The 20,643-nt window shown below is 43.7% G+C and carries 17 protein-coding genes; 5 read left to right on the top strand and 12 right to left on the bottom strand.

Annotated features, from left to right (window positions below; genetic code table 11):
- Positions 1-75 precede the first annotated feature (75 nt).
- On the top strand, positions 76-663 hold the full coding sequence (locus tag JHD69_RS06905; RefSeq protein ID WP_199138693.1) for a TetR/AcrR family transcriptional regulator: 588 nt from the start codon (positions 76-78) through the stop codon (positions 661-663).
- On the opposite strand, the gene JHD69_RS06910 is transcribed toward JHD69_RS06905, so the two are convergent.
- The 10 genes from JHD69_RS06910 to JHD69_RS06955 all read right to left on the bottom strand — a co-directional run bounded on the left by JHD69_RS06910 (position 664) and on the right by JHD69_RS06955 (position 12,988).
- Positions 664-1,626 carry a polyprenyl synthetase family protein gene (locus JHD69_RS06910; protein WP_199138694.1) on the bottom strand — a complete coding sequence of 321 codons (963 nt, stop codon included), beginning with the start codon at positions 1,624-1,626 and terminating at the stop codon, positions 664-666.
- 3 nt (positions 1,627-1,629) lie between these two features.
- Positions 1,630-2,820, bottom strand: a complete 1,191-nt coding sequence (locus tag JHD69_RS06915) for a carboxypeptidase-like regulatory domain-containing protein (protein ID WP_199138695.1) — start codon at positions 2,818-2,820, stop codon at positions 1,630-1,632.
- 11 nt (positions 2,821-2,831) lie between these two features.
- Positions 2,832-4,964 (bottom strand): ribonuclease R, encoded by a 2,133-nt coding sequence (gene rnr, locus JHD69_RS06920; RefSeq protein ID WP_199138696.1) that lies wholly within the window; start codon positions 4,962-4,964, stop codon positions 2,832-2,834.
- 141 nt (positions 4,965-5,105) lie between these two features.
- Complete coding sequence (locus JHD69_RS21365) at positions 5,106-6,830, bottom strand: ABC transporter ATP-binding protein (protein WP_199138698.1); 1,725 nt, start codon at positions 6,828-6,830, stop codon at positions 5,106-5,108.
- Positions 6,831-6,950: 120 nt separating this feature from the next.
- Positions 6,951-7,208 carry an Imm32 family immunity protein gene (locus JHD69_RS06930; protein WP_199138700.1) on the bottom strand — a complete coding sequence of 86 codons (258 nt, stop codon included), beginning with the start codon at positions 7,206-7,208 and terminating at the stop codon, positions 6,951-6,953.
- Positions 7,209-7,572: 364 nt separating this feature from the next.
- Positions 7,573-8,286, bottom strand: a complete 714-nt coding sequence (locus JHD69_RS06935) for a 3'-5' exonuclease (RefSeq protein ID WP_199138702.1) — start codon at positions 8,284-8,286, stop codon at positions 7,573-7,575.
- 113 nt (positions 8,287-8,399) lie between these two features.
- Positions 8,400-9,791, bottom strand: coding sequence for an arginine decarboxylase (locus tag JHD69_RS06940; RefSeq protein WP_199138704.1), 1,392 nt, complete (start codon positions 9,789-9,791; stop codon positions 8,400-8,402).
- A 207-nt stretch (positions 9,792-9,998) separates the two neighbouring features.
- On the bottom strand, positions 9,999-10,451 hold the full coding sequence (locus JHD69_RS06945; RefSeq protein WP_199138706.1) for a hypothetical protein: 453 nt from the start codon (positions 10,449-10,451) through the stop codon (positions 9,999-10,001).
- Between the two features lie 6 nt (positions 10,452-10,457).
- Positions 10,458-11,372 carry a citrulline utilization hydrolase CtlX gene (ctlX, locus tag JHD69_RS06950; RefSeq protein WP_199138708.1) on the bottom strand — a complete coding sequence of 305 codons (915 nt, stop codon included), beginning with the start codon at positions 11,370-11,372 and terminating at the stop codon, positions 10,458-10,460.
- 170 nt (positions 11,373-11,542) lie between these two features.
- Positions 11,543-12,988: an arginine deiminase family protein gene (locus tag JHD69_RS06955; RefSeq protein WP_199138710.1), complete on the bottom strand. Its 1,446-nt coding sequence runs from the start codon at positions 12,986-12,988 to the stop codon at positions 11,543-11,545.
- Positions 12,989-13,310: 322 nt separating this feature from the next.
- Here JHD69_RS06955 and JHD69_RS06960 point away from each other — a divergent pair, with 322 nt between their 5' ends.
- The 3 genes from JHD69_RS06960 (at position 13,311) to JHD69_RS06970 (ending at position 16,549) form a co-directional block, all read left to right on the top strand.
- Positions 13,311-13,643, top strand: a complete 333-nt coding sequence (locus JHD69_RS06960; RefSeq protein WP_199138712.1) for a hypothetical protein — start codon at positions 13,311-13,313, stop codon at positions 13,641-13,643.
- Between the two features lie 318 nt (positions 13,644-13,961).
- Positions 13,962-15,737, top strand: coding sequence for an arginine--tRNA ligase (gene argS / locus JHD69_RS06965; protein WP_199138727.1), 1,776 nt, complete (start codon positions 13,962-13,964; stop codon positions 15,735-15,737).
- Positions 15,738-15,784: 47 nt separating this feature from the next.
- The gene (locus tag JHD69_RS06970) at positions 15,785-16,549 is read left to right on the top strand and encodes a sulfite exporter TauE/SafE family protein (RefSeq protein ID WP_199138714.1); all 765 of its coding nucleotides are present in this window, start codon (positions 15,785-15,787) and stop codon (positions 16,547-16,549) included.
- Positions 16,550-16,880: 331 nt separating this feature from the next.
- Here the strand turns inward: JHD69_RS06970 and JHD69_RS06975 are convergent, their stop codons facing one another.
- A complete protein-coding gene (locus JHD69_RS06975; RefSeq protein WP_199138716.1) occupies positions 16,881-18,005 on the bottom strand; it encodes an AI-2E family transporter in 1,125 nt (374 codons plus the stop codon).
- Positions 18,006-18,228: 223 nt separating this feature from the next.
- Between JHD69_RS06975 and mnmE the strand changes: the two genes are divergently transcribed.
- The gene (mnmE, locus tag JHD69_RS06980; protein WP_199138718.1) at positions 18,229-19,590 is read left to right on the top strand and encodes a tRNA uridine-5-carboxymethylaminomethyl(34) synthesis GTPase MnmE; all 1,362 of its coding nucleotides are present in this window, start codon (positions 18,229-18,231) and stop codon (positions 19,588-19,590) included.
- A gap of 133 nt (positions 19,591-19,723) precedes the next feature.
- On the opposite strand, the gene JHD69_RS21455 is transcribed toward mnmE, so the two are convergent.
- A complete protein-coding gene (locus tag JHD69_RS21455) occupies positions 19,724-19,999 on the bottom strand; it encodes a helix-turn-helix domain-containing protein (protein WP_199138729.1) in 276 nt (91 codons plus the stop codon).
- Positions 20,000-20,643: the final 644 nt, after the last annotated feature.

The following is a 20,643-nucleotide window of genomic DNA, read 5'->3' on the forward strand; positions in this document are numbered from 1 at the left end:
TTTTTGCTTTTGCCAGTGCGCATACCTAAAATTTAAATTATTTTCAAATTTAGAACATTTGTTCTAAATTTAGGCATGAAAACCAAAGAAAAAATATTAAATGCCGCATTACAGCTTTACAATGAACAGGGAATCAGGAGTGTTACAACAAGGCATATTGCAGCGAGCATTGGCTTGAGCGGTGGTAATTTACATTATCACTTTAAGCACACCGAGGATATTATAAGGGCTTTATTTAATGAACTTGCTTCGGCTTATGATGATTTGATGCTGAATGCGCAACAGGCTTCGATTAATTTAGCCACTATAGATGCCCTGGCAGCAATCTCCTTCCAACTAGTCAATAAATACCGTTTCATATTCATCAACTTTGTGGAAATAGCGAACTGGATTCCGGAGATTAAAGCCAGTTATGGTCAGCTGATCCAAAAAAGGGAACAACAGTTTGTGAGCTTTTTCGATGCTTTGGCCCAACATGGAATTTTTAGGGACGATATCCCAACATCCAATAAACTGGGACTGGTTAAGCAGTTTTTTATCATTAGCGATTTCTGGTTGTCACATAACGAACTTACCCGGCAATATCGAGGGGAGGATGCTTTGAACGATTATAAGAAAACGATCAACCTCTTATTGTGGCCTTATATCAAGCGTTTTGAATAGCTAGTTTTCTCTTTCCATGATTTGCTTTACCAATTGCCTGAAATATACTTTTCTGTTTTCGGATACGGTAATTCCATCAAGCGCTTGGTAAGCTTTTGCCAAATATTTTTCCATTTCTAAATTGGCCAGTTCCTTAACTTGGTAATTGTTGTATAGTTGCGTAACGGCTTTTACCTTCATTTCGGCATTTTCTCGGTTCTCTAAAAGGATAGAAAGTTCTTCGGGATTTAATAACTCCTTTGCCGTGAGGTGTAGGAAGGTTTTTTTATTGGAGATGATATCGCCGCCCACTTGTTTGCCGAATTTCTCCGGATCGCCATAAACATCTAAAATATCATCTTGCAACTGAAAAGCTACGCCTAAATTCTCCCCGAATTGATAAAGTAATTCTGCATTTTTATCATCGGCACCGCCTACAATGGCGCCCAATTTCATGGCGCCACCCAACAGCACTGCGGTTTTTAGGCGAATCATCTCCAGATATTCTGCGATGGCTACATTATCACGAGTTTCAAATTCCATATCGAGCTGCTGGCCTTCGCAAACGCCTTGTGCAGTTGCATTAAAGGTATCGAGCACGGGTTTGAGCACGCTTACGTCTACTTTGGAAAGATGCTTGTTCGATTCGACCATCATCACATCCCCGCTGAGGATAGCATTGTTGCTGCCCCATTTTTCGTGAACGGTTTGTTTGCCTCTGCGCAAAGGAGCATTGTCCATGATGTCATCGTGCACCAGGGTGAAATTATGGAAGGTTTCTATGGCCAGGGCCACATCCAAGGCCTTGTTGATCTCGTCGGTAAAAAGCTCTGTAGCCATGAGCACCATTACCGGTCTTATTCTTTTGCCACCCAGGCTCATGATATAACGGATAGGCTCATACAAATCGGCAGGGTGTGCTGGATATACTATTTTAGGAATGGCGTTTTCTATGATTTCTTGTAGTTGTGTAGGACTGTGCATTACTTAAGGGTTAGTCATGGTACCGAAAGCAGCTTTGCTTTCCATCATTTTGATAAAAGAATCTTCTAAAGTGGTTTGTTTTACAATGGGGTTGTTCCTCCAAAAGTTGGGGTCGTATTTGATGGATTCGATTACCGTTTTGTCTTTTGTTCGGCGATTAAGCGCCTCAAATTGTTGGTCTTTTAAATCGTTGTCTATGTTGTAAACGGTTAGCAGCGAGCTGATGCCCGGATTGATTTCCCGTCCTTTGACGTTGAGGCTGAGGTACATTTTGGTAGAAACGCTTTCCAGTACCGGAATAGGGTGTGCCGTTCCGTTAAAGGTAGCCACGGTGGTAACAATGGGCGGCAGTTTGGCGCTGGCATGGGAAAGCCTGATGGGCAGATTAAATACGCTGTTTTCCAAGCGGTAGATTTTCGAATCGTCGGTACCCACGTAGTAGGTAGAGTTTACATAATACTGGTTTTTCCGTGCCTTTTTGTATTTGCAGGAAACTACTGCTATTTTTTGGTCGGCCTGTTCGATGTATTTCTCTACATTGATTTCGTAATCGGCCAATGTATTCAGGTTCACGAACTTTCCGCCGTTATCCGGAAAAAGATAACCGCTTACCGTGAAGGTATAATAGGATTGGTTATCGAGTGAAAAGGCAGCTTGTTCGTTTAGTTGGGCAAAGCGACTTTGTTTGGCAATCCAGCCCTGTACACGTTTGGGACTCCACTGCAGGTCGAAAAAGAGTTCGTAAATCTGGCTGGGCTTGCCATTTAAGGTAGTTAATTGCCTGTAAAAAGCGTTTACATAAGAGTTGTTGTTTTCGTAGGCCTTGGCTTTTTCAAAAGCAGCCTTTAAAATCCGCTGACCCTGATAAGGATCAATGGTTACCGTATTCAAACTGATACTGGCCGGCTTTAGTTTGACGATTATCGGCGTACTGCTGCTTTCCTGCAATACCATGTCGCTGGTTAAATAGCTCACGTGGCTGCAACGCAGCTTGGCCGGATAGGTTGGCGCCTTGAGTACAAAATCACCATTTTCGTTGCTTACCGAGGCATTGTTGGTCCCTAAAATACCCACCGATACAAAAGGGATGCCTGTACCAGTAGCTTCGTCAACTATACGGCCCTGCAAAAGGTTTTGTGCCTGGGCAGTAACGACAAAAAAGAGCAATACGATAGAGATGGCCAATTTTTTCATAGGCTGCTAAACTATTGTTGTACTAACGAAAAATCTATTTGTCGCTTAGATAGATCCACTTTCTTTACTTTTATTTGTACTTCGTCGCCCAATTGGTATTTTTTCTTTTTGCGCTGGCCAACTATGCAATAGTTCTTTTCGTCCAATACGTAAAAATCGTCCGAAATGTCGCGCAAACGTACCATGCCTTCGCATTTATTTTCGATAATCTCTACATACATTCCCCATTCTGTAACGCCAGAAATAATGCCCATGTAGGTTTTGCCTACGTTTTCTTCTAGATATTCGGCTTGTTTGTATTTTACCGAAGCCCTTTCGGCATCCGCTGCGCGTTTTTCCATGGCCGACGAGTGTACGCTGGCGGCTTCGTATTCTTCGGCATTGGCCGATTTGCCACCGTCGAGGTAGAGCGCCAGCAAGCGATGTACCATGACATCGGGGTAACGCCTAATTGGCGAGGTAAAGTGGGTATAATAATCGAATGCCAATCCGTAGTGGCTTGTTTTTTTGGTGGTGTAAATGGCTTTGGCCATCGAACGGATTGCCAATTGGGTCAGGATGTTCTGTTCTTTCTTGCCTTCTACGTCTTCCATCAGGTAATTGAGCGATTTGGCTATTTCCTTGTCGCTTTTCATATTGATCTTATAACCAAAACGCGATGCAAAACTGGCGAAATTGTTCAGGTTTTCGAGGTTTGGTGCATCGTGAACGCGGTAAACGAAAGTATATTTTTGTTTGCCTTTTCCTTTTTTGGCAATAAATTCGGCTACTTTTCTGTTGGCTAGCAACATGTAGTCTTCGATAAGCTTATGTGCATCCTTGCGTTCTTTTACATATACGCCGATGGGTTTTCCACTTTCGTCGAGCTTGAATTTTACCTCAGTGCTTTCGAAACTGATGGCGCCGTTTTTAAACTTGCGTTCTCTTAAAATATAGGCAAGTTCGTTGAGCTTGAGGATTTCTTCGGCAAAATCTCCGCTTTTGGCTTCGATTACTTCTTGGGCTTCTTCGTAGGTAAAGCGCCGATCAGAATGGATTACCGTGCGGCCAAACCATTCGTTGTGGATGTTGGCATGTTCGTCTAATTCGAAAACCGCGGCAAAGCAGAGCTTATCTTCGTGCGGGCGTAGCGAACATACGCCATTGCTGAGGCGCTCGGGCAGCATCGGAATAACGCGGTCTACCAAATATACCGAAGTAGCACGTTCGTAAGCCTCCTTGTCGAGCATGCTTTTGGGCAATACGTAATGCGACACGTCGGCAATGTGAATACCGATTTCGTAATTGCCATTGGGCAGTTTTTTAAAGGAAATGGCATCGTCAAAATCCTTGGCATCAATTGGGTCTATGGTAAAGGTTACCGTATTCCTGAAATCCCTTCTTCCATTAATTTCGGCTTCGCTAACCTGTTCGGGAATGGCATTGGCTTCGGCCTCCACTTCTGGCGGAAAACTGAGTGGAAAACCATATTGAGCTAATATGGCATTCATTTCGGTATTGTTTTCGCCTTGTTCGCCTAAAACATTGATGATTTTCCCGATAGGATTTTTGGCACCTTCGGGCCAATCGGTAATGCTTACCTGAACTTTTTGTCCGTTTCTGGCGCCATTAAGGTCGTTTAAAGGCACAAAGATGTCGTGCAGCATCTTGCGGTCGTCGGGAATAACAAAAGCGAAACGCTCCGATACTTTGGCCAAGCCAATAAAATCGGTTTTTAAACGGGTAATGATTTCCACGACTTCGCCTTCGTTTTTACGGCCGGTCTTTTTCTTGAAAACGTAAACCTTTACCTTGTCGCCGTGCAGGGCGTTGCGCAGCTTTCTAGGGGCTACATAAATATCTTTTTCAAACTCATCATCTGGTACAATAAACGCAGAGCCGTCGGCGGTCATGTCAACGGTGCCCACCACGAATGTTTTGAGGTCTTTTAAGCGGAATTTGCCTCTTTCGGGTTGTGTAAAAAGCCCTTTGTTTACCTGTTCTTTTAATACTTCGAGAATGGTATCGGTAGAGGCAACGTCTTTGAGGTTTAGCTTGGCCGCAACTTGCTTATGGTTAAGCGGTACATTTTTGTTTTTTTCGAATATATCGCTAATCAATTGGGTAAGAACCTGTTCGATGTGAGCGGATTTGTTTTTTGCCATAGCTTGTATTTGTGTTGTTCACAATATAGCAAATGTATGTTTAGCTTGGGCTATTTTTGGCGAGAAATAACACGGCTATAACATATTGCAGGGCCTTAAGCTTTAGCATTTGGCCTGATTGGGTCTTGAAAAGCAGGAAAACTAACTGGCTAACGGCGCTGCGGTTTTTCCGGGAATGGCATCAATCAGCTTTTGGGTATAGGCGGCTTTTGGATGGTTATAGATCTCATCCGGAAAACCTTCTTCCTCGATTTTTCCTTTGTTCATCACAATCATCCGGTCTGAAATATGTTTAACTACCGCCAAATCATGCGAAATAAAGATGTAGGTTAAGCCAAATTCCTGTTGCAGTTCGCGCAAAAGATTCAATACTTGGGCTTGTACCGATACATCGAGTGCCGAAACGGATTCGTCGCAGATGATGAATTTGGGCTGCAGGGCCAGGGCACGGGCAATGACGATGCGTTGGCGCTGTCCGCCAGAAAATTCGTGCGGGTAGCGGTCGAAGTGCTCGGGTTTGAGGTTTACTTTTTCGAGCAGGTTCAATACATGCGCCTTTCTTTCCTGGTCATTTTTAAAGAGGCCATGTACCTGCAGTGGCTCCATAATGGAGTTTCCTACGGTTATTTTGGGGTTGAGCGACGAGTAGGGATCTTGAAAGATGATTTGGATATCTCTTCGCATTTTACGGAGTTCGTTTCGGCCCAATTGGGTAAGGTCGGTGCCGTTAAAAAGCAACCTTCCTGAGGTCGGCTCTACCAGGCGCAATATGCTTCGGCCCAAAGTGGTTTTGCCACAGCCCGATTCGCCCACCAAACCCAGCGTTTCGCCAGGATAAACCTTTAAGCTGATGTCGTCGACTGCTTTTACATAGTTTTTGCGCTTGCCGAACAATCCTTTGTTGATGGGGTACCAGGTACAAAGATTTTGTACTTCGAGCAAGGGTTTTTGTTGGTATAGTTGTTCGCGCCTTTGCCTGATTTCTGCTTCGGTAAAGCTGTTGATTTCGAGTTGATGCTGGAGGGCGACATCCTTGTTTTCGTTCAGGAAATCGGCTACGGTGGGCAGTTTTTTTAGTCGCCGTTGCGGAGAGGGCCTACAGGCCAGCAAACCTTTGGTATAGGGGTGTTGCGGATTTTGGAACAGTTTTTTGGCAGGGCCTTGTTCAACGATATCGCCTTTGTACATCACCAAAAGATCGTCGGCAATTTCGCTGATGACGCCCAAATCATGCGAAATGAAGATAAGGCCCATGTTGCGTTCGGTTTTGAGCCGCAACAATAAATCGAGGATGGTTTTTTGTACGGTTACATCCAGGGCGGTAGTCGGCTCGTCGGCAATGAGCAGTTCGGGATTACAGCTCAAGGCCATGGCGATCATGACACGCTGTTTTTGTCCGCCGGAAAGCTGGTGCGGATAACTTTCGAAGATCTGTTCGGGCCTGGGCAACTGCACCTCCTTAAAAAGGGCAATGGTTTTGCTTTTTGCCGTTTGCCTGTCTATTTTTTGGTGGAGCATGATGGCTTCCTGTACCTGATACCCACAAGTGAATACCGGATTGAGTGAAGTCATGGGTTCTTGAAAGATCATGGAGATTTTGTTGCCCCTGTAGTTTCTGATTTCGTTATCGGAAAGGCTGAGCAGGCTGCTATGCTCAAAGTCTATTTCGCCGTTGATGTGCGTATTCTTCGAATCGTGCAGGCGCATAATGGAAAAAGAGGTAACCGATTTGCCGGAACCTGATTCGCCTACGATACCCAATACTTTGCCCTTGTCGAGTTTAAAGCTGATTTTGTGTACGGCTTCGGTCCAGGTTTTGTCTTCCTGGCTGTAAAATTCGATGGCGAGTTCTTTAACGTTTAACATTTACTTCACTAAGGTAATGTTTTTAATCCACGGTCTTTGACTCACAGACCATTTGATTACATCTTCTCTTTGGCTTAGTTTAAACTACTGGCCAGTGAGCCACAGGCCGAGGGTGTAGATTTATCTTTTCTGAACAATAAGCTCTTTGGAACCTTCCGCTAAACTATTATATTCATCATAATGAAAATGAGCTCCATTTGGCACTTCTGCCTGTGCTAAGATGAGCAATTGTTTAGCCAAAGAAATCAGCCCTGCCCGATTTGCCGAGATAATAATTTGACTATCAGCAATGCTACTTTCTATTTCAAATCCTTCTTCCCAAGTGACTTGAAGGCCTTGCCCTGCGTTGTATTCGGGGATGTTTAACCTTATTTCCATTACTATTTTAATCTTAATCTAATCCACAGTCTTTGACTCACAGACCATTTGATTACATCTCTTTTGGCTTAGTTTAAACTACTGGCCAGTGAGCCACAGGCCAATGGTGTAAGTTCTTTAACATTTACTTCACTAAAGTAATCTTTTCGGTCGGAATTGTGGGCAAGCCTTTAAAGCGCAAAAGGATTTGTGCAGTTGTAACGACATCCTTTTGGCAATGGGTAACAATGCGTGGCAGGTATTTTCTTCATAATACACTTAATCCACGGTCTGTGACTCACAGACCATTTGATTATGTCTCTTTTGACTTAGTTTAAACTATTGGCCTGTGAGCTATAGGCCAATGGTGTAGGTTCTTCAACATTTACTTCACTAAAATAATATTTTCGGTCGGGATTGTGGGCAAGCCTTTAAAGCGCAAAAGGATCTGTGCCGTTGTAATGACATCCTTTTGGCAGTAGGTAACAATGCGTGGCAGGTCTTTTTCTTCATAATACACCGATTTAACCATACTGCCGTCCATATCGTCTTTGGGGGTTGGAATGTTGAATATGGCCGCCAAAAGGTTTAGTGAGGTATAGTTTTTATAATCGCCAAATTTCCAGAGTTCCATGGTGTCGATGTGGTTAACCTCCCAGGGTTTTTTGCCTGCAATCTGCAACTGTGGCGGAATAGCAATGCCATTGATCAGCATGCGCCGGCATAGGTAGGGGAAATCGAACTCTTTGCCGTTGTGTGCGCAAAGCAGTTGGTCGGTTCCCTGTTCGCCCAGCAGTTTGGCAAAGCTGGTTAGGATTTCGGCTTCATCATGTCCGGCAAAAGAACTTACCCTAAAAAACTGCTGTCTGTTTTGCAGGTGGAAAAAGCCAATGCTGATGCAGATAATCTTGCCAAATTCGGCCCAGATGCCCGCACGATCGTAGAATTCGGTGGCAGTAAACTCGTCTTTGCGCTGCAGCCTGGTTTTGTGTTCCCAAAGGTCCTGCAGGGTTGGGGGCATTTCATCAAAATGCCCGTATTGGGGTACGGTTTCGATATCGATAACGAAAACCTTGTTTAAGTTAACTTCTTTTAACATGAGCGTATTGTTTTTGATAGGTTATACAAGTTAACAAAAAAACCGAAGCTTTTTGTTGTACAACAGGCTCTTAAACAAAAAATCCTTCCCGGCTGGAGAAGGATTGCTGTATTTTAGGTGTAACCCAGAATTTTGAGTACTTGCTTGCTGTTTTGCTCTTCTCCAAATACCTCGAAGTTGAAAGTCTCGTCTCTGTTGCGCCTGATAATCACGTGTTTCGGGCTTGGCAACAAGCAATGGTGTATGCCGCCGTAGCCACTCAATACCTCCTGATAGGCGCCAGTGTTAAAGAAACCGAGGTATTGCACTTTGCGGGTTTTGGGCATAAACACACTGTTCATGTGGGCTTCCTGGTTGTAGTAATCCTGGCCATCGCAGGTAATGCCGCCCAAGTTTACGCGTTCGTATTCTGCATCCCAATTGTTAATAGGCAATAGGATGTATTTTTGGTTCAGGGCCCAAACATCTGGCAGGTTGGTAATGAAAGAGCCATCCAGCATCAGCCATTTTTCGCGGTCGTTTTGTTGCTTGCGGCCCAATACCTTGTATAAGATGCCCGAGGCCTCGGCTACGGTATATTTGCCAAATTCGGTAATGATATCCGGTTCCATCACCTCGTGCTCAGAGCAGATTTCCTTGATCCGTTTCACGATTTCGTTTACCATATATTCATAATCGAAATCGAATACCAAACTGTCTTTGAATGGCATACCGCCACCAATATCTAGCGTATCGAGATCAGGATTGATTTTCTTGAACTTGCAGTACAAGGTTACGTATTTCTCCAGTTCGTTCCAGTAGTACGGCGAATCGGTAATACCCGAGTTGATGAAGAAATGGAGCAGCTTTACCTTAAAGTTAGGGTTGGCCGATATCTTGTTGTTGTAAAAATCGATCACATCTTCTAAACGAACGCCCAAACGCGAGGTATAGAACTGCGAGTCAGGCTGTTCTTCGGCTGCGATACGGATGCCCAGGTTGCAAGGCGTATCCATCTCCACCTCGTCGTCGTACAGGTTGAATTCTTCCTTGTTATCGAGTACCGGAATAATGTTTTTATAGCCATCGTGCAGCATATCGATGATGTACTGCTTGTACTGGTAGGTTTTAAAACCGTTGCAGATTACGGTAATGCTCTTGTCGAGCACGCCTTTTTTCTCCAGCGCATCGATCATCGGCATATCGAAGGCAGAAGAGGTTTCCAAGTGGATGCCGTTTTTGAGGGCTTCTTCTACAATGTGTCTGAAATGCGAGCTTTTGGTGCAATAACAGTATTTGTAATCGCCACGATAGTTGTTCTTGATGATAGCCGTCTGGAACAGCAGTTTAGCCTGCTGGATCTTCTTGCTTACCATAGGCAAATAAGTGAAACGCAATGGCGTACCATAGGTTTCTATCATTTCCATTAAATTTAGATCGTGAAAGTATAGCTCATCGTCTATAACGCTGTAGCCTTCTTGTGGAAAGCCTACGCTCAGATCAAGAAATTCGGAATAACTCTGCATTTATTTACGTTAAATAATTTTTGCAAAAATGTAATTTTAAATTGAGAATTATCCGTTAAAAACAAATTTTTTATGCTGCGAAGCAGTCATTAGTTCGCTTGTCCATTGGCTCATCCGCTTGCTGGTTCATTAGTTCGTTTGGCTGTGCAGAGATTGTGAGGCCGAATTGGGAACAAGTTGGAGCGAAGAAATCACATTTTCTGCGGTTTAACGCTTTAAAGCGCCCGGTTTAAAATATGACGAATTGAGCGGGATAGAGGTGATATCGCGAGCCAAAACAACAATTTCGGCAGGATTTTCAAGATCGTCTTTTGCCCTGAAACTGATTTTGTATTGCTGGTATTGGTTGGTGTCCAACAAAACGGTTTTCACAATAATGCCAATCTTTTTGCCTAAATTGGGCAATTCCTGTTCAAGTGGAATGCGTTCAGCGTTTTTGATCACTACATCGAGTTGCGAAACCATCGAATCCTTGTTGTTGAATTTACTTCCTTTTAGCTGAACATTTTCGTTTTCCATCAGGATATCCTTAAGCTCAAAGGTCAGAACCTGGTTGGCATGCTGAATGAGCACAGGCGGATTGTCTACCGGCGTTTCATTTTTGGAAATGCAGCTCTGCAACAAAATAGCGGACAACAAGGAGTATAAAATCGAGCGCATTTTGGCTTAGGGTTTAAGTGGCAAATGGATTTCGGCCAGCATGCACCGGGCACTGCCGCCACCGTTGGTTTCGATGGTGTATAGCGGCGCATAAACCAGTCTGCAGTATTTTTCCAAAACGGTTATTTGGTTTGGGGTAAGCGACAGGTAGGCTTGTTCCGACATCACCAGCAAACTTTCGCCTTCTTTATTGCTGACCTGCAGCATATTGCCGGCGAAATGGTTCATCTGGTCGAAAGTAATGGAAACGATTTCCTTGCCGTTTTGGCTCAAACTGTCTCTGACCAAGGCCTGTTCGCTTGGATCGGGAATGGAATCGAAACAAACCACGGCAAACTGATCGCCAATGCACATCATCACGTTGGTATGGTAAATGGGGTAGCCGGTCGAATCGACTGCGCTGAAAACAACAGCCTGATAACCGGTTTTTTCGCAGAAATCGGCCAATACTTCTTGATGGGTTCTGAGCGATAGGCAGGCATAGGCAATTTTGTGGTCGCGATCGAGGACCAAACTACCGGTGCCTTCCAAAAACCGTTCGCTGTTTTCGTAAGTGCTGAGGTCGATAATTTTGCTGATGCCAAATGTTTTGCCCAGGCTTTCCATAATATCTGATCGGCGTTCAGCCCTGCGGTTCACCGAAAACATAGGGTAGAGGATCACCTCGCCATTGTGGTGAAAAGAAACCCAATTGTTGGGAAAGATCGAATCGGGGGTTTCGGGTTGCAGGGTATCGTTAACCACCGTTACTTCTACGCCGTTTGCACGCAAGAGCGCTACAAAGCCATCAAACTCCTGTAATGCTTTTTGCTGTACATCGCTTGCCGAATTGGCCTGCTGAAATTTGTTGTTGCCAGCCGTCTGTTCGTTAAATTTGAAATCGACAGGGCGGATCATTAAAATATGGTTGGTTGTCTGCATTACTCGATTGTTAGCTGGTTTGTTGTTCGTTTTTTCGTATTAGCTGCTTGCATCTTTCGATTATTGCTTCACTTGTTAATTATAAATTGCCATGCCGAGCTAAACGAGGAAACTGAACTTTCAATCTTTAACATCCCGCTCAAAACTCAGCACCCCCAATCCACAACTTCTTAAATATCATCCCTCAAAATAGGCAAACTCATGCAGTGAAAGCCACCTCGGGCCCTCGAAAGCTCTGCCGATGGCATGAGGATCAGGGTATCGGTTAGGGTATCGGCATTTGCCTTGCCGCTTTCCAAATCCTGGATCAGGTCTTGCACTTTAACCACCTTAAAGCCATTGGCCTCAAAGGCCTCTACCGTTTTGTCGTTGCGGTCGTAGCCCAAAACCACGCCTTCCTTAATGGCCAGGAGGTTACATGAATCGGTCCATTGTTCTCTCGAATCGTATGGAAAGGTGTTGTTGCCACTGTAAATGATTTTTGTAGGTTCAGTGCAACCCAAATCGTTTTGGCTGATGTCGTTCAGCAAAGCTTCTACATGTTCGAAATATTTAGGCTCGCCAGGTTTGTTTTTGTTGAACTGGATGGCTGTAGTAGCTTCCAGTCTTTCGGGTTCCTTTAAGAAATTGATCGGCTCTGAAGCATTGTATTTTGGCGAGTGGGCAATCGAGTTGAGAATAACCCAGGTATTGCGTTTGACCTGCGTAAAAACAGTGTCTAAGTGCATATAATCGCGTTTGCTAGGGATTTTTACTACGGTTACTTTCTCCACTACATTTTGCTCGAACAACAGTTTGATGGCTTCGTTGGCCCCTTCTTCCGAAGTTCTTTCGCTGCAACCGATCAGCACGTGGTTCGGACTCACCATCATCACATCGCCGCCTTCTAACGTGGTGCGGTAATGGGTTTCTTCGCCCGGCCTTAAAAAATGCTGGGTAGGATCTGGTATTTCGATAATATTGTGCTGATATGCGGCAAAATACGGATGGTTAAAGAAAATATAACGCATCAGCAAGGTTTCGCGTACACGGGCTTTTTTTGCTGGCTTGTTCAGTAAGATATGCTTATTGATGGTGGTGCCCACATCGCGGGTAAAAATAAGGTTGGGGATAGGCGCGAAAATCATGGTATCATCTGCCAACGTACCCGAAATAAAGATTTCCGCCAGTTCTTGTGGCGGCGTATCCACCAGTTTCAGTTGCAGCTTATAGGTACAGCCCTCGATAGCGGCTACGGCAGCCACCAGTTTCTTTCTGATCGATTCGTTTTCCAATACCTCTGCCAGCAGGTTTTGTACTTCTACAACCGCCTGCGAATTATGGAAGCCCGGATCATTGGGCTTAAAGAAGGCACGGTTGGCCTCTTCCGAATCGATATGCGCCAATTTGCCTTTGATTTTATCGGGGTCGAGAAAATACATCAGCAACTTTACGTAGTAATCATATTCGCCTTTGCGGATGGTATCGAGGTGTACAATGTCTTCAAATAACCAGTCTTGCGCTTTCGACGGAACTACTTTTCCCAAGCCGCTATCTGGGCTATGGATGAGTAATTTACGTAGCCTACCGATTTCTGTATTAACTTTTACCTTGAAATTTTCGTTCTGTGCGCTCATATTTTGGTCTGTATAATGCAAAGCTATCAGATTTTTTGAGAAAGAAAAGTGTTGCTTTGCTGTTTCCTTTTTAGGTTTTGACTACATTTTGTATTGACGAATTAGGCTTTACCATTTAAAAATGAGTAGGTTGCATTTGTTCTTCGCAACCAATTCGCGAGCATAAATATGTACCAATTGGTGAAGGTGGCTTTCTTGTCGTTTGCTTCTAACAAAAATCTGGTTTGTCAAAAAATAGAACATCATTTAAAGCCGAAACAGCGTTTAGAATGACTAAATTGTAAGAAAACAAATAAGTGTAACCCTTAAAATCTAAATTACAATGAAAAAAATTATTTTTATGCTCTTGCTCACCTGTGCCTTTGTAGGTACAACTGTGGAAAAATCTAATGCTTTAGTGCTAAAAAGCGATCCGCCACCAGAGCTCACCTGGTATTGCGGCTCGTTTTATTGGCCTGGAAGTGCCGGTCTGCCTGCCGGAACTTACCAAGTGCTTTCTGAGTTATACGGCGACCGTTCTAAAGTAATTTACATCTATAATCAATCTACTGATACGACCTATAATTGCTATTTCAGCACTTATGACGACACCAACAATGTCGCTTATCTCAATGTAGATGTTCCTAGTGGAAACTTAGGCGCGATATTCTTGTAGATAGAAAAAGCGCTAGACATTATGGTCTGGCGCTTTTATAATCACCTTTAATCTACAACATCAAGAAACTGGCTTATCCACACCAGCTCTTGCTGTCGTCACCGGCCTTAAAGGCTTTGTTGATGGATTTTTTAACCGGTATTTTCTTAACTAGGTTAACATCGGCGCTTGTATTGCCTCAATAGATTTTACCATAGTGGCTGATTTCTGTTTGTGACAAGTTACTTTACTAGGTATTTCGTAAATAAATAATCTCTTTTGTTGGTCGATTTGGCCTCGGGCTCTTTCAGCTTTACGCTTTATTCGCTATTTTTGGGCATGAATTTTATCATTACCGAAACGCTGAAGGCAATCAAGGAACTTTATAACGAAGAAGTTGCCGAAAGCGTAATCAACCTGCAAGAAACACGCAAAGAATTTGAAGGACAAGTAACCATTGTTGTTTTTCCGATTGTTCGATTCTCGAAGCAATCGCCCGAAGAAACCGCTAATGCCATCGGCAATTATTTGGTAGAACGGGTAGCGGTGGTAAGCGGTTTTAATGTGGTAAAAGGATTTCTGAACCTGAGCATTGCCGATAGTTATTGGCTCAATTTGCTGAACAGCGATTTATTGAGCGCCGATTTTGGCCAGATCAAGCCAAACGGCAAAAAGGTAATGGTGGAGTATTCTTCGCCAAACACCAATAAACCTTTGCATTTGGGCCATGTGCGCAACAATCTGTTGGGCTATTCGGTAGCCGAATTGCTGGGCGCGGCGGGTTACGAGGTGATCAAGGTAAACCTGGTTAACGATAGGGGCATCCATATCTGCAAATCGATGCTGGCCTGGCAAAAATGGGGCAATGGCGAAACGCCTGAAAGCTCGGGCTTAAAAGGCGACCACCTGGTAGGCAAATATTATGTGGTGTTTGATAAGGAATATAAGAAGGAAATAGAAGCTTTGGTGGCTCAGGGACAGACCGAAGACGAAGCCAAGAAAAATGCACCATTGATTAAGGAAGCGCAACAAATGCTCTTGGCCTGGGAAGCGGGCGACGAAGCGGTAATTGCACTTTGGAGAAAAATGAACGGCTGGGTTTACGATGGCTTTGCCGTAACCTACCAAAAGCTCGGCGTAGATTTTGACAAGTATTATTACGAAAGCAATACTTACCTGTTGGGCAAAGACACAGTTGAAGAGGGCTTGGCCAAAGGCGTTTTCTTTAAAAAAGAAGATGGCTCAGTTTGGATAGACCTGACTGCTGAAGGCCTCGACCAAAAATTGGTACTGCGTGCCGACGGTACTTCAGTGTACATTACCCAAGACTTGGGGACGGCCCAAATGAAGTACGACGATTTCCACATGGACGAGTCGATCTATGTGGTGGGCAACGAACAGGATTACCATTTTAAGGTATTGTTCCTCATTTTGGAGAAATTGGGAAAAAGCTGGGCCAAAGGCTTGCACCACCTGTCGTATGGCATGGTTGATTTGCCAAGCGGCAAGATGAAGAGTAGGGAAGGAACAGTAGTAGATGCCGACGACCTGATTGCCGAAATGGTTGAAACCGCTCGAGAAAAAACCGAAACCCTGGGCAAAACCAACGATTTTACCGATGCCGAAAAAACAGAATTGTACAATAATATAGGTTTAGGCGCTTTAAAATATTTCCTGTTAAAGGTAGAGCCTAAGAAGCGCTTGTTGTTCGATCCGTCAGAATCGATTGATTTTCAGGGCAACACGGGGCCATTTATTCAATATACCCACGCCAGGATCAAATCGTTGTTAAGCAAGGCAAATTACCAACTCACGGCCGACAGTTCGCTGTACAGCGTTGATTTGGCGCCTACCGAATTGGAAATGATCATGCTGTTGGCCAAATATCCTGAAGAATTGGTGAATGCCGCCAAAGCATACAGCCCAGCCTTTATGGCCAACTACCTTTACGAAGTGGCCAAGTTGTTTAATAAGTTCTATCACGAAACTCCGCCCATTGTAAGGGAAGAGAACCAATTGCTTAAGCAGCACCGCTTGAATATCTGCAGACTTACCGCCGATGTGCTTAAAAAAGGCACGCAGCTCTTGGGAATCCAGGTGCCAGAAAGAATGTAGTTTATCAGCTGATTGCAAATCAAGAACCGCCAACTGAAAATTGAGAAATGGCTCAAGAATTAGCGCTACTTTGTTTGGCTGCTTTTGCGGCTGGCTTTATTGATGCCATCGTAGGTGGAGGTGGCCTGTTGCAAACACCTGCCATTCTGCTTGTTTTGCCCCATTATCCGGTTGCTACCTTGTTGGGAACCACCAAGATCCCTTCGTTGGCAGGCACCAGTATTGCCGCCTATAAATACAGCAAACAGGTTAAGTTTAACCTAAAAATATTGGTGACTTGTGCGTCGATGGCGTTTTTGGCCGCGTTGTTGGGAGCCTATTCGGTAAGTATGATTAACAACCAGGTTATTAAGCCGGTTATTTTGGTGGTGCTTATCGGCGTAGCCGTTTATACTTATTTTAACAAACAGTTTGGTATCCAGCAACACAAGAGCCATTCGACTGCCAAACAAGTGGCTTTGGCCACGGGTTTTGGGCTGGTCATTGGCTTTTATGATGGATTAATCGGCCCTGGAACAGGTTCTTTTCTGATCTTGGTGTTCATTGCCGTATTGGGTTTCGATTTTGTTGGGGCCAGTGCCCATGCCAAGATGGTTAACCTGGCTACGAACATGGCGGCTATTCTCTATTTCAGCTCTACCGGACACATCTTATTCCAGTACGCTTTGCCTATGGCTGTTTTTAATATTGCCGGCGCATTTTTTGGCGCAAGATTGGCCTTACTTAAAGGCAATAAGTTTGTGCGTGTTTTTTTCCTGATTGTGGTATTTGGTACGATATTGAAATTTGCTTTCGAGTTGTTGAAACATTAGCTCGTTTGTTGATTATGCAATATCCAACTGCAAACTGTCAATTCCTTTGTGAATTACCACCTTAAACGCCTAAGTTTAGCTAAGTGCTATGTTACCTATTTGGTGTTCAATGGCAAACTGCCAACTGTCAATTCCCTTGTGAATTACCCCTTAGACGCCTAAGTTTAGCTAAGTGCTATATTGCCTATTTGGTGTTCAATGGCAAACTGCCAACTGTCAATTCCCTTGTGAGTTACCACCTAAGACTCCTAAGTTCAGCTAAGTGCTATGTTGCCTATTTGGTGTTCAATGGCAAACTGCCAACTGGAAACTATCAACTGTCAATTGAAAATTACTCTTTATCAATTACACCAGATTTTGTATGCACAAGGCTCTTTTTTCTGAATTTTGGAAAACTCATCGGGCTTTTGCTCGGTCTTTCGTCGCCCAATAAAACACCCCACTGCTTGAATGATTCGGTACGGTCGAAAATGATTTTGAGTACCGCAATGATGGGCAGGGAGAGAAACATGCCGGACACACCCGCTATGGCACCGCCAATCAGCACGCCCAAAATAGAAAACAAGGCATTGATCTTGACTTTAGAGCCCACAATTCGTGGCATCAGGATATTGTTGTCTAAGAATTGAACGGCCGCAATAACGCCCAATACGGTTAGTACCGGCCAAAGCTCGGTTGACGAGGTGAGCGTAAGCAACACGCCTATCACGTTGCCAATCAAGGCCCCCACATAGGGAATAAGGTTTAAAATGGCAAAAATAACCCCAATCAGTAAAGCATGCTTGATGCCGAAAAGCATGAGCAAGCCACCCAAAAGCACGGTCATATAGGTAATTTGTATCAATAAGCCTACCAAGTAGCTTTTAATGATTGATTCGGTTTCGAAAACCGCTTCCTTCACCTTGGGGTGATCGGCGGGCTTAAACCACATGAAGGTAAAACGGAGCAGAATATCCTTATAAAAGAGAATCAGGTAGATGTAAATAGGCAAGAGGCCTACAAATACGAAAACGCCACTCAGGGTTACGGCAGCGCCACTTGCCGCACGGCCGCCAACAGCGAGCAGATCGTCGCTTTTTTCTTTCAAAAAGGCTTCCTGCTTGGTGATTTCTACTCCGGAAATTTCTTTGATCCATTGCTTGAGCGATTGCAGGTGATTGGCTACATTTTGCTTGATCTGCGGAAAATCGTCGACTAAAATGCCGATCTGTGCCGAAAAGAACCATACAATACCTGCAATGAAAATCAGTACAAAAAGAATGGGTAGGATAATGGAAATGGATTCGGGTACTTTGTACTTCCTCAGAAAGCGGTAGATAGGCAAAAGCATGATGCTGATAAAAAATGCCATGATAACCGGCATGATAATGTCTCGGCCTAGAATTAAGATGGTGGCAACCAGTACAATGCCCAATAATTCGATAGATCGCTTTACAGTTAGTGGTAGTTCCTTCATAGCATAGATAGTTTTGTGTTTTTCCCCTTAAGTAACACGAATATAGCAAATTTGTTTGCGCCTATGGTGCATTGGCTTATCAGTTCATTGGTTCTTTGGCTCATTGGTTATTTTAAACTGACGATTGTTATTCTTCCTTAAACCTTCCACCTTTCACCTTCACCTTTGGCCTTTCGGCTTTAGCCTTTAATTTGCCTATCTTTGCATTTTTCTATTCATGCACATGAGCTACACTACAGATACCATTATTGCTTTGTCTACGCCTCCAGGAAGTGGCGCCATCGGCGTGATCCGCTTGTCGGGACCCGATGCCGTTAAGTTGACCAATCAGGTTTTTAAGGGCAAGGATTTGACCCAACAGGCTACGCACACCTTGCATTTTGGACTGATCAAGGATGGCGATAGCATCATAGATGAGGTGGTAGTAGGCTTGTACATTGCGCCTAAATCGTACACCAAAGAAAATGTGGTAGAAATTTCGTGCCATGGTTCCAATTACATTATTCAGCAGATTTTGAATTTGTTGATCAGAAAAGGAGCGAGGGCAGCCAAGCCAGGCGAGTTTACCCTGCGTGCCTTTTTAAACGGCGCTTTCGATTTGAGTCAGGCAGAAGCGGTGGCCGATTTGATTGCTTCTGACAGCAAGGCTTCGCACGATGTGGCCCTGCAGCAGATGCGCGGTGGCTTTGCCAACGAATTGAAGGGTTTGCGCGAACAACTGATCCATTTTGCCTCGATGATTGAACTGGAACTCGATTTTGCCGAAGAAGATGTAGAATTTGCCAACCGTGAGCAATTGCGCAACCTGATTATGCAGATCAATAAGGTCTTGTACCGTTTGATTGCTTCTTTCGAGATGGGCAATGTGTTGAAGAATGGCGTACCTATTGTAATTGCCGGTCGACCAAACGTAGGCAAATCTACCTTGCTCAATGCTTTGCTGAACGAAGAAAGAGCCATTGTGTCTGATATTGCCGGTACTACCCGTGATACGATTGAAGACGATCTGAACATTGAGGGTGTAATTTTCCGCTTTATTGATACGGCAGGCATCCGCGAAACTGCCGACGTGATTGAAGCCAAAGGAGTAGAGCGTACCTTGGAGCGCATGAAACAGGCCAAACTGATCATTTACATGGTCGATGCCTTGCAAAGCTCGGAGGAATTGGAAACGCAACTTTCAGAGCTGAAGCAACTGGGTGTTCCTTACCTGGCCCTCATCAACAAAGCTGATTTGCTAACGCCTGAAAAGCGTGAGCCTTTTGAACAGCAGGAAGTATTGTTCCTGGCCGCCAAAGAAGGTGTGGGTATAGACGAATTGAAACAGCAACTATTGGCTAAGGTTAACCTGCATCACATCAATACCAGCGAAACCTTGGTGAGCAACATCCGCCACGTGGAGGCCCTTAAAAATACCGAAGCCGCTTTGCAACGGGTATTGCAGAACATTGACAATCCCGTAACTTCCGATTTCTTGGCCATGGACATTAAACAGGCCCTGCATTACCTCGGCGAAATTACAGGGACTGTAACTACCGATGATTTGCTGGAGAATATTTTTAGTAAGTTTTGTATCGGGAAGTAAAAATGCAAACTGATTCAAAATGATTGCAAAATGCTGCAATACCAATACTTAAGATGACAAAGAAACAATGAATTATGTGCCGTTATTAATTTATTAGTTTGCTTGAGTTTGCGAATATTGTTCCTCGAAAATATTATCTAACTTTTCGCTTTGCTGATCTTCTTTCAATGTATTTGTCGGCAATATGCCCAATTTCTAGATAGGTTAAAATTGGATCTTTGACTAACCAGTTTTTAAGTTCATCTTTTTTGAAGTATAATCTATGCCCAGCTTTATAGCCTGGTAGTTCTCCTCTACAAACCTTAGAGTATACGGTTGATTTGGATAATCTTAAGAATTCTGTAGTTTGCTCAACATCAAAAAGTTCAAATTCATCTTGTTCATCATTAGCTGATAATAATTTTTCTATTTTTTTTTAATTTTTTCTAATAGTATGGCGACTGCCTCTGGGAGTTGTTTGAAGGTTAGTTTATGCATAATAATGATTTAAAGAAATGTGTTTTGAAGAATTTTAATGTTAATATGTTAACTGAATTTAAAAGGCAATTTGAGCTTTTGGCAAAAAAAAATGCTAAAGAAAAAGTCAATAAAGACAATGCCATTAAATTTATCCGATATAATCAAATTAATTGCATATTTTGTGTGTAAAATTTGTTTATATCATTTTTTTATTTAAATTTGTATATAATTTAATAATATGTTAATCAATTTTGCGGTTACAAATTTCAGGTCAATAAAAGATAAGGCTGTTTTGGATCTTTCTAAGACGGCAGTAAAAGGGTTTGCGAATAATTATCATGCTAAAACGAAAATTCTTAATTCTGCGGTTTTGTATGGTGCTAATGCATCAGGCAAATCTGGCTTTTTAAGAGCTATGCGCGCTTTGGAATTTTTAGTGTTGAATTCTGCAGATTTCAAGCCTGGAAAAGACTGTCTCTTATACACATCTCCGAGCCCACGAGACAGTACTCATGATCTCGTATTACGTCTTATGCTTGAAAAGAGGGGTGGGGGGGGGGGGGGGGGGGGGGGGGGGGGGGGGGGGGGGGGGGG

It is taken from the genome of Pedobacter sp. ASV12 (assembly GCF_016429155.1).
GTDB lineage: Bacteria > Bacteroidota > Bacteroidia > Sphingobacteriales > Sphingobacteriaceae > Pedobacter.

What these genes read in the sequence shown, in the direction of transcription:
- JHD69_RS06955 (WP_199138710.1), bottom strand. Translation starts at nt 12,988, where the DNA reads ATGAGCGCACAGAACGAAAATTTCAAGGTAAAAGTTAATACAGAAATC.
- JHD69_RS06940 (WP_199138704.1), bottom strand. Translation starts at nt 9,791, where the DNA reads ATGCAGAGTTATTCCGAATTTCTTGATCTGAGCGTAGGCTTTCCACAA.
- JHD69_RS06945 (WP_199138706.1), bottom strand. Translation starts at nt 10,451, where the DNA reads ATGCGCTCGATTTTATACTCCTTGTTGTCCGCTATTTTGTTGCAGAGC.
- JHD69_RS06905 (WP_199138693.1), top strand. Translation starts at nt 76, where the DNA reads ATGAAAACCAAAGAAAAAATATTAAATGCCGCATTACAGCTTTACAAT.
- rnr (WP_199138696.1), bottom strand. Translation starts at nt 4,964, where the DNA reads ATGGCAAAAAACAAATCCGCTCACATCGAACAGGTTCTTACCCAATTG.
- ctlX (WP_199138708.1), bottom strand. Translation starts at nt 11,372, where the DNA reads ATGCAGACAACCAACCATATTTTAATGATCCGCCCTGTCGATTTCAAA.
- JHD69_RS06930 (WP_199138700.1), bottom strand. Translation starts at nt 7,208, where the DNA reads ATGGAAATAAGGTTAAACATCCCCGAATACAACGCAGGGCAAGGCCTT.
- JHD69_RS06975 (WP_199138716.1), bottom strand. Translation starts at nt 18,005, where the DNA reads ATGAAGGAACTACCACTAACTGTAAAGCGATCTATCGAATTATTGGGC.
- argS (WP_199138727.1), top strand. Translation starts at nt 13,962, where the DNA reads ATGAATTTTATCATTACCGAAACGCTGAAGGCAATCAAGGAACTTTAT.
- JHD69_RS06910 (WP_199138694.1), bottom strand. Translation starts at nt 1,626, where the DNA reads ATGCACAGTCCTACACAACTACAAGAAATCATAGAAAACGCCATTCCT.
- JHD69_RS06915 (WP_199138695.1), bottom strand. Translation starts at nt 2,820, where the DNA reads ATGAAAAAATTGGCCATCTCTATCGTATTGCTCTTTTTTGTCGTTACT.
- JHD69_RS06970 (WP_199138714.1), top strand. Translation starts at nt 15,785, where the DNA reads ATGGCTCAAGAATTAGCGCTACTTTGTTTGGCTGCTTTTGCGGCTGGC.
- JHD69_RS21365 (WP_199138698.1), bottom strand. Translation starts at nt 6,830, where the DNA reads ATGTTAAACGTTAAAGAACTCGCCATCGAATTTTACAGCCAGGAAGAC.
- JHD69_RS06960 (WP_199138712.1), top strand. Translation starts at nt 13,311, where the DNA reads ATGAAAAAAATTATTTTTATGCTCTTGCTCACCTGTGCCTTTGTAGGT.
- JHD69_RS06935 (WP_199138702.1), bottom strand. Translation starts at nt 8,286, where the DNA reads ATGTTAAAAGAAGTTAACTTAAACAAGGTTTTCGTTATCGATATCGAA.
- mnmE (WP_199138718.1), top strand. Translation starts at nt 18,229, where the DNA reads ATGAGCTACACTACAGATACCATTATTGCTTTGTCTACGCCTCCAGGA.